The 15067-nt window shown below is 69.1% G+C and carries 4 protein-coding genes; 3 read left to right on the top strand and 1 reads right to left on the bottom strand.

Annotated elements, in window-relative coordinates:
• Nucleotides 1-39 precede the first annotated feature (39 nt).
• Nucleotides 40-774 (bottom strand): biotin transporter BioY, encoded by a 735-nt coding sequence (locus tag AC1AXT_RS06285; protein WP_476540632.1) that lies wholly within the window; start codon nucleotides 772-774, stop codon nucleotides 40-42.
• A 418-nt stretch (nucleotides 775-1192) separates the two neighbouring features.
• On the opposite strand from AC1AXT_RS06285, the gene AC1AXT_RS06280 reads away from it, so the two are divergent.
• The 3 genes from AC1AXT_RS06280 (at nucleotide 1193) to AC1AXT_RS06270 (ending at nucleotide 14932) form a co-directional block, all read left to right on the top strand.
• Nucleotides 1193-3034 carry an acetyl/propionyl/methylcrotonyl-CoA carboxylase subunit alpha gene (locus tag AC1AXT_RS06280; protein WP_476540630.1) on the top strand — a complete coding sequence of 614 codons (1842 nt, stop codon included), beginning with the start codon at nucleotides 1193-1195 and terminating at the stop codon, nucleotides 3032-3034.
• Nucleotides 3031-4653 carry an acyl-CoA carboxylase subunit beta gene (locus AC1AXT_RS06275; protein ID WP_476540628.1) on the top strand — a complete coding sequence of 541 codons (1623 nt, stop codon included), beginning with the start codon at nucleotides 3031-3033 and terminating at the stop codon, nucleotides 4651-4653. The genes AC1AXT_RS06280 and AC1AXT_RS06275 overlap by 4 nt, the downstream gene beginning before the upstream one ends.
• A 265-nt stretch (nucleotides 4654-4918) precedes the next feature.
• Nucleotides 4919-14932, top strand: a complete 10014-nt coding sequence (locus tag AC1AXT_RS06270) for a fatty acid synthase subunit beta domain-containing protein (RefSeq protein WP_476552953.1) — start codon at nucleotides 4919-4921, stop codon at nucleotides 14930-14932.
• Nucleotides 14933-15067 lie beyond the last annotated feature (135 nt).

The raw sequence follows: 15067 nt of genomic DNA, 5'->3' as shown, positions 1-15067 counted from the left end.
GTTCGGTTCCTCCCGTTGTGGTGTGTTGAGGAACCGGACCTAGAGATTGCGGGAGTTGCGGGATGCGGTTCCTGCGGTGGCTATGGCTGTGGCGATGGCGGCGGCGAGGGCTGCCTTGATGACGTCGCCGACGAGGAAGCCGCAGGATGCGATCGCTACCGTGCGCAGGCTGGCGCCGGTGATTGCGGACTGCCAGCCGATGCCGAATCCGTAGTCTATGACGATGCAACCGATTGCAGCGGCGGCAACGTATGCTGTCCAGCGAACGATTGCCGTCCATCGGCTGCCGGCTGCTCGTGAAAGGAAGGGACCGGCAGCCGAAACCTGAACGGTGTCATCGCAAGAAGCGCTGGAATAACGGGACGCGAGTGAAGAAGCCGGTGAAGCCGGATGAGCAGTGGCGAAGAAGCGGTCGATGGCCGACTTAAGCAGACCGGTGACGATGACGGCGGGGAAGAATCCGAACAGGAAGCCGGCGGAGGGGCCGAAGAGCGTCGCCGTCGAGCCGCCGCCGGAGAAGACCGGCAGTCCCGCGGCGCCGGCGGCTAGGTAGAGCAGTACGGCCGCTGCGGCCTGGCGCCACGGCAGCATCAGCGCAATCAACATCAGTGCAAACGTCTGCAGCGTAATCGGAACCGGAGTGCCGGGAATCATGATCCGGCCCGCGGCCGCCGCGCCCCACAGCGTCGTCGCCGCAGCCACCGTCAGCGCAACGTTTGCAGCAGGGCCAGCGTTTACAGCGATGTTGCCATAGCGTTCCTTCAGTGCGTTCATCATCATTCCTCCGTAACTAATCCACGGTTCCTAGTTCTGGTCCGGTTCCTCTGTTTCCGGCGTGTTGGGGAACCGGGCCCAGAGATTGCGGGGTCTGCTGGGTTCGGTTCCTCCGTGCGCGGCGTGTTGAGGAACCGGGCCCAGAGATTGCGGGGTTTGCTGGGCCCGGTTCCTCTGAGGGCGGCGTGTTGGGGAACCGGGGCAGGCAGACCCGCGAAAGCATCGCTGACCATCGTAAAGGGGGTGGGGCGGGGCGGGCGTTGCGGCAATCGACAAAAACGGGGCGGCGGTTTTGTGCGGATTCCCTTCCGGAACCGTAACCTACGGGCCCGTTTGTAGCGGCCGACAAAAAGCGGCCGAGAAACTTTGTACGAATCCAAGACGCCGCGCGAAGCCAAACAAGAGGAAGCTGAATCGCATGCCTCTTGAAAAGATCCTCGTGGCCAACCGCGGCGAGATAGCCCTTCGCGTCGTGCGCACGGCGCGCGAAATGGGCATCGCGACGGCGGTGGTCTACGCCGAACAGGACCGCCACGCGCAGTACGTCGACATGGCTGACGAAGCGTTCCTGCTGTCCGGCGACACCTACGTCGACACCTATTTGAATGAGCAGCTGCTCATCGACATCCTCCACCGCTGCGGCGCCGACGCCGTGCACCCCGGCTACGGCTTCCTCTCGGAAGTCCCGTCGTTCGCGCGCGCCGTCGAGAAGGCCGGCGCGGCCTGGATCGGCCCGTCGCCGCAGGCGCTCAAGGCCCTCGGCGACAAGGTCAGCGCACGCCGGGTCGCCACCTGCGCGGCCGTGCAGCCGGTGCCGGGAATCTCGGGCCACATCGGCTCGATGAAGCGCCTGCTCGACTTCGCCCAGCTGCACGGCTACCCGCTGATGCTCAAGCGCGCCGACGGGGGCGGCGGCCGCGGCATCACGCTCGTGCGCAACGACGACGAGCTGCGCGCGTTCTACATGAGCCATGATGCCATGCAGGGCGGCGACCTCGACGACTATTTCGTCGAGCTGTTCGTGGCCAACGGACGCCACGTCGAAACGCAGTGCGGCCGCGACAGCCACGGCGGCTTCGCCGTCTACTCCACCCGCGACTGCTCGGTGCAGCGGCGCAACCAGAAGCTCGTCGAGGAAGCCCCGGCCCCGTTCCTTTCCGAGGAAACTGAGCGGCTGCTCATCGAAAACTCGCGCCGCCTGTTCGAAGCGGTCAACTACGTCGGCCTGGGCACCTGCGAATTCATGGTCACGCCGGGCGGCAAGGTCTACTTCCTCGAAGTCAACCCGCGCCTGCAGGTCGAGCACACCGTCAGCGAGGAAGTGTGCGGCCTCGACCTGGTGCGCGAGCAGATTGCCATCGCTTCCGGCGGCCACGTTTCCGCCGTTCCCGAACCGCGCGGCCACAGCTTCGAGCTGCGCATCACCTGCGAGGATCCGGCGACGAACCTCACGCCCGGTTCCGGCACGCTCACCAAGCTCGAATGGCCCTCCGGCCCTGGCATCCGCGTCGATTCCGGCGTGCGCACCGGCGATACCGTCTCGCCGAAATTCGATTCGATGATGGGCAAGCTCATCGTCACCGCCGCGGACCGCCCCGCCGCCGTCGCGCGCGTGCGGCGCGCGCTGGACGAACTGGCCATCGAGGGGGTGCCGACCCCGGCGCCGCTGTTCCGCGAAATCTTCAGCGATCCCGACTTCGCCGCCGACGAGTCGTTCGCCGTCGACACGAAGTGGCTGGAACGCAAGTACCTCAACCGCGAGGCGACGGCTGCGAACGCCGGCCAGCCGGCGTCGCTCGCCGGAGCCGACGCGAACGCAGCCAATAATGAGCGGCCGCTCAGCGAAAGCTTCGCCATCGAAATCAACGGCCGCCGCGTCGAACTGACGGTGCCGGCGGACGTCGTCGACAATCTCACCGGTTCCGGCCGCCAGCGCGCCGCGAGCCGGCCGACCCAGCCGCTGCGCGGCGCGGGGCTGCACCATACGGCGAAGGAGCGGCGCGACGACGGCGCCGAATCCGGGATCATCGCCGCGCCGATGCAGGCGATCGTCACCCGCATCAACGTCGCGCCCGGCCAGGAAGTCGCGAAGGGCGACCTGCTCGCCGTGCTCGAGTCGATGAAGATGGAGAACTACGTGTACGCGCCGGTCGCCGGCACCGTCACGGAAATCTACGTCTCCCCGGCTTCCAGCGTCGACGCCGGCGACACGCTGCTCACGCTCGGTCTGGAGGAAGATTCGGAAAGGAGCGAGCGATGACCGACATCGTAACGTCCCCGGCCGTCGTCGCCGCCGTCGAGGCCGGCGACAACGGCGCGCCTGCCGGCGCAACGCAGCCGGTGCGCCCCGCGGTGCTGCAGGCGGCGCAACTGGCGCGCAGCGCGGAAGCCCACGCCCGCGAACGCCAGCACTTGAAAGGCAAGCTGACGGCCCGCGAGCGGCTCGACTTGCTGCTCGACACCGGTTCGTTCGAGGAAATCGGGCGGTTCAACGGCGGCGATATCAACGGCGGGAAGGCCGGCGCCGCCGTCATCACCGGCTTCGGCAACGTCTACGGCCGGCCGATCGCCGTCTACGCGCAGGACTTTTCCGTCGCCGGCGGCTCGCTCGGCGCGGCGGAAGGGCGCAAGATCTGCCGTTTAATTGATCAAGCGCTCACTTTAGGCATCCCGATCGTGGCGCTGATCGATTCCGGCGGCGCGCGCATTCAGGAAGGGGTGGCCGCGCTGACCGAATACGGGCACATTTTCCGGCGCACGTCGAAGGCGAGCGGCTACGTGCCGCAGATTTCCGTCATCCTCGGCCCCTGCGCCGGGGGCGCCGTCTACTGCCCGGCTCTGACCGACCTGATCGTTATGACGCGCGAGAACTCGAACATGTTCGTCACCGGCCCCGACGTCATCAAGGCAGCGACCGGCGAGACCATTTCGATGGAGGAACTCGGCGGCGGCGCCGTGCACGCCGGCGTCTCCGGCGTCGCGCACTACCTGGGCGAAGACGAGGCCGACGCCATCGACTACGTGCGCGCCGTGCTCGCCTACCTGCCGTCGAACGCCGCGCAGCCGGCGCCGACCTACGCGTACATGGACACGCGCGCCGACCGCGAGATCGCCAAGCGGCTCGCCACGATCGTGCCGGACAACGACCGTGTGCCCTACGACATGCTCGACGTCATCCGCTGCGTCGTCGACTACGGCGAGTTCGTGCAGGTCCACGAACTGTTCGCGCCCAGCGCGCTCACCGGCTTCGCATGCATCGACGGCCACCCGGTCGGCATCGTCGCGAACCAGCCGAACGTGCTCGCCGGCGCGCTCGACGTCGACTCGTCGGAGAAGGTCGCGCGGTTCGTCACGATGTGCGACGCGTTCAACCTGCCGGTGATCACGCTGGTGGACACGCCCGGCTACAAGCCTGGCGCCGAGCAGGAACACGCCGGCATCATCCGCCGCGGCGCGAAGGTCATCGACGCGTACGCCACCGCCGAAGTGCCGCTGATTACCGTGATCGTGCGCAAGGCGTTCGGCGGCGCGTACATCGTGATGGGGTCGAAGGCGATTGGCGCGGATCTGAACTACGCGTGGCCGAGCTCGCAGATCGCCGTGCTCGGCGCGGCCGGCGCCGCCAACATCCTGCACCGTCGCGACCTGCAGAAAGCGGCCGACGCCGGGCTCGACGTCGAAGCCGAGCGCGCGCGCTATATAGCGGAGTACGAACGCACCACCGTCAACGCGAACCTGTCGATGGAAACCGGGCAGATCGACGCGATGATCGACCCCGAACAGACGCGGCAGATGCTCGTCGAAGGGCTGAAATTGCTCGCCGGCAAGCAGCGCCACGGCATGGTGCCGGGCAAGCACCGCTCCAACCCGCCGCAGTGACGGCGCGCCGGTGCGGTCGGAAGGAAACAAGATTCCGCCCCGCCCGCACCGGTTTGCGACTTCCCTGAACCTTACGAAACCAACCCTTACGAAACCAATCCTTACGAAACGTTGTCAGGACTGGAAGCGTTTGCCGCGTTGCGGAACGTTTGCAGTCCACTGAACCGCTGTCGGCCTGCTGGACGGCTGGCAGCACGCTGGAAAGAAGGAAATCTTGGATACCAACGGAACCTGGAATGCACTCGCGCGACGTCCGCACGTCCTGATGTTCGCCGGGCAGTCGACGCCGTGGCCGGCGGCGCTGGCCGAGCTCGCCGCCGACCCGGTGGCCGCGGAGGAGCTCAAGGCGCAGGCCGCGGCCGCGCAGGCGCTGCTCGCGCCGGTCGCCGACGTGCTGCTCGCCACCGCCGGCCGCGACGTCGACCTGTTCGGCTTCGACGCGAATCCGGCGAAGCTCGGCGCGGCGGCCGACGCGACCGCCAGCGTCGAAGGCATCGCGCTGGCGCAGCTCGGCGTGCTGATGGACCTGGAAGGTCTCGGCTACGATTTCGCCGCCGCACGCCCCGTTGCGCTGCTCGGCCATTCGCAGGGTTTGCTCGGCGTGCACATGGCGCGCGCCATCGCCGAGGCGGGTTCGGTGGCGGCCGCTTCCAACGCGACGGCCGAGATTCTCGCCATCGCCGCGCTGATCGGCGCCGCCGGTATCCGCGTGGCGCGCCAGGAGGGGATTCTTGCGAAGTATGGCGAGGCGACGCCGATGCTGTCGGTCAAGGACGCGACGCAGGAACAGATCGAGTCGCTGCTCGCGTCGCTCGGCGAGGCGGCCGGCGCTGCTGCCGCGGCTTCCGCTGGCGAGTCGGGTTCGGCTTCGGGCACCGGTTCGGCGAACGCGGCTGCCGGTTCGGTGCGGATCGCGGTGCGCAATTCGCCGACGCATTTCGTGCTTACCGGCGACCCGCGCGGGCTGCAGGCGTTCGCCGCCGCGGCCGGGCGCCGCACGAAGAAGGAACGTGCCGACCGCGAGGCCAAGCGCCGCGGCGGCGACGTCTTCGCGCCGGTGCTGGAGTACCTCGAGGTGACGCTGCCGTTCCACAGCGAGCGCATGCGCGACGCGCTGCCGCTGGTTCAGGAGTGGGCTGCGGCGTGCGGCCTCGACGTCGCGCTCGCCGGCGAACTGGCCGCCGAAGTGCTCGTCAATCCGGTCGACTGGGACGCGCAGGTGCGCGGCCTGCTCTCCGGTGCCGTTGCTGCCGGTACCGTTGCCAGGGGTTCGGGCAATGCCAACGATTTCCGGACTGCAAACGGTTCCGCGGATGCCAACGGTTGCAGCGTGGCCGGTTCCGTTGATCCGCGGGAGATCGTTGCCGTCAATCTCGGGCCCGGCGCTACCGCAGGCAAGCTGTTCTGCGCCGTTGCGCAGGGTTCCGGCATCCGCTTCGCCGACATGTCGTCGGTTGCCGCGCGCACCGCTGCGCTGGAAGGCGGCGTATTCGGCGAGCCGCTGCAGGACTGGAGCGCGTTCGCGCCGCAGGTCGTCGAGACGCCGGCCGGACGCAAGCTGTCGACGAAGTTCTCGCGGCTGACCGGCAAGCCGCCGGTGCTGCTCGCCGGCATGACGCCGACGACCGTCGAACCGGACATCGTCGCCGCGGCGGCCAATGCCGGCTACTGGGCGGAGCTTGCCGGCGGCGGCCAGGTGACCGCCGAAGTGCTCGACCGCAATCTTGAGGAACTTGAGCGCTTGCTCACTGAAGGCCGCAGCGTCGAGTTCAACGCGATGTTCATGGACCGCTACCTGTGGAACCTGCAGTTCGGTTCGCAGCGGCTCGTGCCGAAGCGCCGGGCGAGCGGCGCGCCGATCGACGGCGTCGTCGTGTCCGCCGGCATCCCCGAACTCGACGAAGCGGTGGAGCTCGTGCGCTCGCTGGCCGCCGACGGCATGCCGTACGTGGCGTTCAAGCCGGGCACCGTCGAGCAGATCCGCCAGGTCGTGCGCATCGCGAAGGCGGTCGCGCCGACGCCGGTGCTCATCCAGATCGAAGGCGGCGAAGCGGGCGGCCACCACAGCTGGGAATCGCTCGACTCGCTGCTGCTGGCGACGTACGCCGACGTGCGCGGCGTGGAGAATCTCGTGCTGCTCGCCGGCGGCGGCATCGGCACGCCGCAGTGCGCGGCGGACTACGTCAGCGGCGACTGGGCGCGCCGGTACGGCCGCGCGCCGATGCCGGTCGACGGCGTGTTCATCGGCACCGCCGCGATGACCGCGAAGGAAGCCCACACGAGCCCGCAGGTCAAGCAGCTCATCGTCGACACCCCCGGCATCGCCCCCGCCGGAAGCGGCGAGAGCGTTGCGGAGCAGTGGGTCGGTTCCGGGGCGGTGCGCGGGGGCATGACCTCCGGGCTGAGCCATCTGCACGCCGATATCTACGAGATTGAGAACGCGTCGTCGCGTTGCGGGCGGCTGCTGGCGGAGATTTCCCGCAAGCCGGAAACCGCGGTGGCTCGCCGCGACGAGATCATCGCCGCGCTCGCCGGCACCGCGAAGCCGTACTTCGGCGACGTTGCCGACATGACGTACCGGCAGTGGGCCGAGCGGTTCGCCGAGCTGTCGTTCCCGTGGGCCGACGACACGTACGCGCTGCGGTTCCTGCACCTGCTGCAGCGCATCGAGGCGCGCCTGACGGAACAGGAGACCGGCGAGTTCGCGCCGATGTTCTCCGAGATCGGCGACGTTGTAAATGAGCCGGCGCTCACTATCGCGCAGCTTGCGGAACGCTACCCGCAGATGAACGCGGCGAAGGTGTCGCCGGTAGACGCCGCGTGGTTCCTCACGCTCGTCAACGAGTACCCCAAGCCGATGCCGTTCGTGCCGGTCATCGACGGCGACGTGCTGCGCTGGTGGGGCCGCGACCAGCTGTGGCAGTCCGAGGATCCGCGCTACCCGGCCGACGCCGTGCGCGTCATTCCGGGCCCGGTGTCGGTGTCGGGCGTCACGAGCATCGACGAGCCGGTCGCCGACATCCTCGGGCGCTTCGAGAACGCAATGATCGAGCGTGCCGCCAACGGTGCTGCTGCTGAATCCGCCCTGCCGAAGCGGTTCGCCGTGCTGGGCGACGCCGAAACGGCCGAGATGTTCATCCGCAAGAGCCCGACGATCTCCTGGATGGGCCACGCGATGGACAATCCTGCCTATGGCACCGAAGCAGGCGACGAATACTACGAAATCCGTCCCGTCGCCGGGGAACCGGATTCCGGCGACGCGCAGAACGTCGCGCGCTTCGACCTCGACATCCATCTCGACACGCACTGGGACAACGACCCGGACGGCGGCCGCTCGAAGCACGCCGTGCGCGACATCGTCATCCCGCTCAACGTGCGCCTCGACGCCGCCGGCATCGTGCCGGTCGTCGACCGCGAACGCCTGCCGCAGCACGTCTACGCGATGCTCGCCGCCACGGCCGGCATCGGCAACGTCGCCATTACCGGCGACAAGCTCGAGGCGATGCCGCAGATTACCAACGACCTTCCGGCCAGCCTGCGCCGTTCCGCCGGCGAAGACTCCAGCACCACCCCGGCTTCCAGCGAAGCCCCGGCTTCCAGCATCGCCCCGTTCGGCGTCGCCCGCGCTTCCTACACGCTCGCGGCCAATCTGGGTGCCGACCACCGCGCCGCAACCGGAGCCGCGCTCGAAGACGACGCGCTCGCGCTCGCCCCGTTCGCGCCGGACGCGCTCGTCGGCCCCGCCTGGCCGGCCATCTACGCCGCGCTCGGCTCGGTGATGGTCGACGGCTACCCGGTTATTGAGGGCCTGCTCAACGCCGTCCACCTCGACCACCTGATCACGCTGGAAATCCCGGCACAGGAGCTGCTTGCCAAGCACGCCAACGAAACGATCTCGCTGGAAAGCTGGGCGGAGGAACCGGAAGAATCCGCTTCCGGACGCGTCGTGACCATCCATGTTGAGCACATGCTCACCGATGGCACCGTTGTTGCCCATGAAACCGAGCGTTTCGCCATCCGCGGCCGCGCCTACTCGTCGGCGCTGCCGGAACCGGCCGCCGAACGCGGCGGCCTCGAATCCGCCCGCGAGGTGCTGCCGACGCCGCGGCGCCTGCTGCGCCGCGTGACCGTCACCGCCCCGACCGACATGACGGCGTTCGCACGCACCTCAGGCGACTTCAACCCGATCCATACCTCCCGGCGCGGCGCCGCAATCTCGGGCCTCGACGCCCCGCTCGTGCACGGCATGTGGCTGTCCGCCGCCGCGCAGCACGCGCTGGAAGCGACGGATGAACGCGGCGACCGCTACGAAATCGCCGGCTGGACCTACAGCATGTCCGGCATGGTGCAGCTCGGCGACACCGTCGAAATCACGGTGGAGCGCACCGGCTACGCGCCGCACGGCGGCCTCGCGCTGGAAGTGACGTGCCGCATCGACGGGAATCTTGTTTCCCGTGCAACAGCGGCCGTGCGCGCCCCGAAAGCCGCGTACGTCTACCCCGGCCAGGGCATCCAGCAGCAGGGGATGGCGCTCGCCGAACGCAACGCGTCGCCGGCCGCGCGCGACGTATGGGAGCGCGCCGACCGGCTCACGCGCGAGAAGCTTGGGTTCTCGATCCTCGCCGTCGTACGCGACAACCCGACCGAACTGACGGCGAACGGCGTGACGTACCGGCACCCGGACGGGCTGCTCAATCTCACGCAGTTCACGCAGGTCGCGCTCGCAACCGTCGCGTTCGCGCAGACCGCGCGCCTTCGCGAAGCCGGCGCGGACATCCAGCCCGCGTACTTCGCCGGCCACTCGCTCGGCGAATACAACGCGCTGAGCTCCTACGCCGGCGTCATTCCGCTGGAAACCGTGCTCGAACTCGTGTTCCACCGCGGTTCCACGATGCACCATCTCATCGAGCGCGACGAACAGGGCCGCTCGAACTACCGCATGGGCGTACTGCGGCCGAACCAGTTCGGCGTCGGCGACGACGGCGTCAAGGAGTACGTCGCGTCGGTGGCGGCCGAAAGCGGCGAGTTCCTGGAAATCGTCAATTATAATCTCGCCGGGCAGCAGTACGCCATCGCCGGCACGATCGCCGGGCTCGAGGCGCTCGCCGCCGACGCCGCGCGGCGCGTCGCCGCGTACGGCGGCAAGCCGGCGTTCATGTACGTCGCCGGCATCGACGTGCCGTTCCATTCGTCGCTGCTGCGCCGCGGCGTGCCGGAGTTCCGCGACAAGCTCGACGCGCTGCTGCCGGCCGAAATCGACTATCGCGGCGCGCTCGAGGGGCGCTATATTCCGAACCTCGTCGCCGTTCCGTTCGCGATGACGAAGGAATTCGCGGCCAAGATTCTGGAAGTCGCGCCGTCCGAACGCATCGCCGCCGCGCTGGAAAACGACGAAATCTGGAATGAATACGCCGCTGACGACCAGAAACTCGGACGGCTGCTGCTCACCGAGCTGCTCTCGTGGCAGTTTGCGTCGCCGGTGCGCTGGATCGAGACGCAGGCGCTGCTGTTCGGCGAGCTCGGCGTGGAAGAGTACGTCGAAGTCGGGCTCGGCAACGCGCCGACGCTGGCGAATCTCGGCGCCAAGACGCTGCGGCTGCCGCAGTTCGCCGCGCGCGCCGCGTCGGTGAAGGTATACAACGTCGGCCGCGACGAAGCGCGCGTATATATGAAGGACAGCGATCCGCTGGTCGCCGACGCCGCGCCGGAAGCTTCCGCGGGCGTCGCCGGAGGACCCGGAACCGAGATTGCCGGAGGAACCGGAACCGCTGGAGCCGGGGAATCTGTAGGTTCGGTTCCTCAACACGCCGTTGCGGGAGGAACCGGAGCCAAGATTGCGGGGGAGGCGAGCGGTTCGGTTCCTGCGAGCGGTTCGGTTCCTCAACACGCCGTTGCGGGAGGAACCGGGGCCAAGGATGGCGCCGAGTCTGCGGGTTCGGTTCCTCAACACGCCGCGAACGGAGGAACCGGAGCCAAGATTGCGGGGGAGGCGAGCGGTTCGGTTCCTGCGGGCGCGTCCGGGGAGCAGAACGCGCCCGACATTGCGTTCAAGGCTCATGACGGAATCGCGATGCTGCTGGCGTACGCGGCGAAGGTGCGGCCGGAGCAGATCGGTGCGACCGACACGACCGACACGCTGACGAACGGAGTCTCGAGCCGCCGCAACCAGCTGCTGATGGACATCAGTTCCGAACTCGGCGTCGCCAGCGTCGAAGGCGCGGCCGAAGCGAGCGTCGACGCGCTCGCCGCGCTCGTCGACAAGGCCGCGCCGAACTACCAGGCGTTCGGCCCGGTGCTCGGCGACATCGTGCGCGAACGCATGCGGGCGATGTTCGGCGCCGCCGGAATCAAGCCGGCGCAGGTCGAGGCGCGCGTGCGCGACGTGTGGAAACTGTCCGACGGCTGGGCGAAGCACGTCGTCGCGCAGCTGACGCTCGGCACGCGCGACGGCGCCAGCTCGCGCGGCGGCGACCTGGCGACATTGCCCGCCGAACCGGCCGCGAACGCCGCCGCGGCGAACGCGCTCATCGACGCCGCCGTCGCGCAGGTCGGCAAGGCGCACTGCATCGACGTCGCCAAGCCCGCGTCCGGCGGCGCGTCCGGCGGAGCGGTCGTCGATTCCGCCGCGCTCGACGCGTTCGCCGCGCAGCTGACCGGCGAATCCGGAATCTTGGCGACGACGGCGCGCGCCGTGCTGCGCCAGCTCGGCCTGGAGGAACCGGCGCCGCAGGCCGACGACGACGCCGAAACGGCCGCGCTCGTCGCCGCCGTCGAAGCGGAGCTCGGCGCCGACTGGGTCGCCGCCGTCGCGCCGCGGTTCGACGCGCGCCAGGCAATCCTGTTCGACGACCGCTGGGCGAGCGCCCGCGAAGACCTCGCGCGCGGCTACTACAACGGCGACGCCGCCGCGCTCGAAGCGAACTTCGCCGGCGCCGGCGCGACCGTCGCCACCCAGGCGCGCTGGTACGCAGGGCAGGCGGCGCAGCGCGACGACAACGCGCTCGCGTGCCGCTTCCTCGAGATTGCCGACGCCGCCGAAAGCTCGCCGGAACTGCCGTATGCCGGCGACGTCGCCGTCGTCACCGGCGTGGCGCCGAACTCGATCGCCGGCGAAATCGTCGCGGGCCTGCTCGCCGGGGGCGCCACCGTCATCGCGACGAGCCACAGCTTCAAGCCGTCCGTCAAGGCGTGGGCGCAGGAAACGTTCCGCCGCAACGCCGCCGGCGACGCCGCGCTGTGGCTGGTGCCGGCGAATCTCGCGAGCTACCGCGACGTCGACGCGCTCGTCGAGTGGGTCGGCACGGAGCAGAAGAAGGTCAACGGCGCGACGACGACGGTCATCAAGGAAGCGCAGGTCCCGTCGCTGTTCTTCCCGTTCGCGGCGCCCCCGGTCTCCGGTTCCGCCGCCGACGCCGGCGCGTCGTTCGAAACGCAGTCGCGCCTGATGCTGTGGGGAGTTGAGCGCGCGCTCACCAAACTCGCCGTGCTCGGCGCCGACACCGATGTCCAGCACAAGCTGCACGTCGTGCTGCCGGGCTCGCCGAACCGCGGCCTGTTCGGCGGCGACGGCGCGTACGGCGAGGTCAAGAGCGCTTTCGACGCGCTCGTTGCCCGCGCCCGCGCCGAACGCGCGGCCTGGGGCGGCCGGGTAACGTTTGCACACCCCAAGATTGGCTGGGTGCGCGGCACCGGACTGATGGGCGGCAACGATCCGCTCGTCGCCGCGGTCGAGCGCCGCGGCCTGCGCACGTACTCCACGGCCGAGATTGCTGAGCAGCTGCTCAATCTTGTTTCTGACGAAAGCCGCCGCGCTGCGCTGCAAGCGCCGCTCGACGTCGACTTGACCGGGGGGCTGGGCGACGAACCGCTCGACATCGCCGAACTCAAGCGCGAAGCCGCCGCCCTCGCCGCGCAAGCCGAAGCGGCCGAAGCCGCGGCGACGGAAGGAACCGGAACCGTAGCTTCCGCCGAATCCCTGGCTTCGGTTCCCCAACACGCCGTGGCGGGAGGAACCGGGGCCAATGCAACCCGCGGATCTGTGGCTTCGGTTCCTCGACACGCCGGGAACGGAGGAACCGGAACCAGCAGGGGAACCGGAACCAGCAGGGGAACCGGAACGTACGCAGGGAACGCAGGGAACGCAGGGAACGCAACGGCAACGACAGCGGCGCACGCGACGGTGAAGGCGCTGCCGAATCTGCGGGTGCCTGCGCAGCCGGCGGTGAATCTGGAAGACTGGAGCGGCGTCACCGCGCGGCCGGAAGACCAGATCGTCATCGTCTCGGTCGGCGAACTGGGCCCGTGGGGCTCCGGCCGCACGCGCAACGAAGCCGAACTCGGCATCCACTCCGACGGTTCCGTCGACCTGTCCGCCGGCGCGATCCTCGAACTCGCGTGGGGGATGGGCCTGCTCGAATGGCAGGACTCGCCGGTGCCCGGCTGGGTCGACGCCGACGGCAACGTCGTCGACGAAGCCGACATCGCCGACCGCTTCCGCGACGAAGTGATCGCCCGCAGCGGCGTGCGGCCGTTCGAAACCGGCATGGGCGGCGACTTCGGCTCGCGTTCGGAAGGCCTCGGCGACGCGACGAACGGCCACAATGAAGAGGAGGCGGAAATCTTCCTCGACCATGACGTGACGTTCTCGGTGCCGACGAAGGAAGCGGCGGAGGAGTACGTCGCCGCCGACGCCGCGCACACGAGCATCGAACGCGACGGCGAGAGCGGCGAATGGAACGTGACCCGCCACGCCGGCTCGATGGTGCGCGTGCCGCGGCGCGCGACGATGACCCGTTCGGTGGGCGGCCAGTTCCCCGACGGCTTCGACCCGCTCAAGTGGGGAATCCCGGCGTCGATGGCCGCCGATACCGACCCGATCGCGCTGTGGAACATCGTCACCACCGTCGACGCGTACCTGTCCGCCGGCTTCACGCCCGCGGAAATCCTGGAGGCGATCCATCCGTCGATGGTCGCCTCGACCCAGGGAACCGGCTTCGGCGGCATGCGCTCGATGCGCCGCCTCTACCTCGAGCGGTTCCTCGGCCATGAGATTCCGACCGACGTGCTGCAGGAAGCGCTGCCGAACGTCGTCGCCGCGCACGTCATGCAGAGCTACGTCGGCGGCTACGGTTCGATGGTGCAGCCGGTTTCGGCGTGCGCGACGGCTGCGGTTTCGCTCGAGGAAGCAGCGGACAAGATTGCGCTCGGCAAGGCAGATTTCGTCGTCGCCGGCGCCATCGACGACATCGGCGTCGAGTCGGTCATCGGCTTCGGCAACATGAACGCGACCGCTGATTCCGCCGAGATGGCGGCGAAGGGGATCGCGCCGCGGTTCTTCTCGCGCGCCAACGACCGGCGGCGCGGCGGCTTCGTCGAGTCGCAGGGCGGCGGCACCGTGCTCGTTACGCGCGGCGACATCGCGCTGCGGCTGGGACTGCCGGTCGCCGGCGTGCTCGCCTACGCCCGCTCGTTCGCCGACGGCGCGCACACCTCGATTCCGGCTCCCGGGCTCGGCGCGCTCGCGGCGGCACGCGGCGGCGCCGACTCGGCGCTCGTGCGCGCGCTCGCCCCGCTCGGCGTGGCGCCGGACGACATCGCCGTCGTGTCCAAGCACGATACGTCCACGAACGCCAACGATCCGAACGAATCGGAACTGCACAACACGGTGGCGCACGCCATCGGGCGTTCGGAAGGCGAGCCGCTGTTCGTCATTTCGCAGAAGTCGCTGACCGGCCATGCGAAGGGCGGTGCCTGCATCTTCCAGGTCAACGGGCTGCTGCAGCTGTTCGCCAGCGGCGTCGTGCCGGCGAACGCGGCGCTCGAATGCGTCGACCCGAAGCTCGCCGGCGACGACCACATGGTGTGGCTGCGCCGTCCGCTCGACCTCGGCTCGCGCGGGCCGGTGAAGGCCGCGCTCGCGACGTCGCTCGGGTTCGGGCACGTTTCCGGGTTCCTCGCGCTCGTGCATCCGGGCGCATTCGAAGCGGCCGTCGCCAACACGGCCGGCACCGACGCGCTCGAAGCGTGGCGCGCGGCCGCGAACGCGCGGCTTGCGGCCGGCCGGCGCCGGTTCGAGGAAGGCATGATGGGCCACGCCGCGCTGTTCGAGCCGGTTGCCGAGCGCCGCCTGCGCGACGGCGTCGCCGCCGACGGCAGCGAAGTGAGCGCCCACGAAGCCGAAAAGGCGATGCTGCTCGATCCCGACGCGCGCCTTGCGCCCTCCGGCTTCTATCCGGCGGCTCGCGTGGGTGCCGGAGCGCAGATGGGCACGGAAGCGTAGCCCGCTTCGCTAAAGTAGGAACGCAAAAGAAAGGTCCTTTCTGGAAAGGCTTCCCTCGGGAAGACTTCTAGAAAGGGCCTTCTGAAGAACGTTTCTGAAAGGGCCGCTCTGGTGGAATCCTTCTGAAGGAACCTT

It is taken from the genome of Bifidobacterium sp. LH_450 (assembly GCF_056356715.1).
Note: the sequence above shows the minus strand (reverse complement) of the source record. Positions and strands in the feature narration are given on the sequence as shown.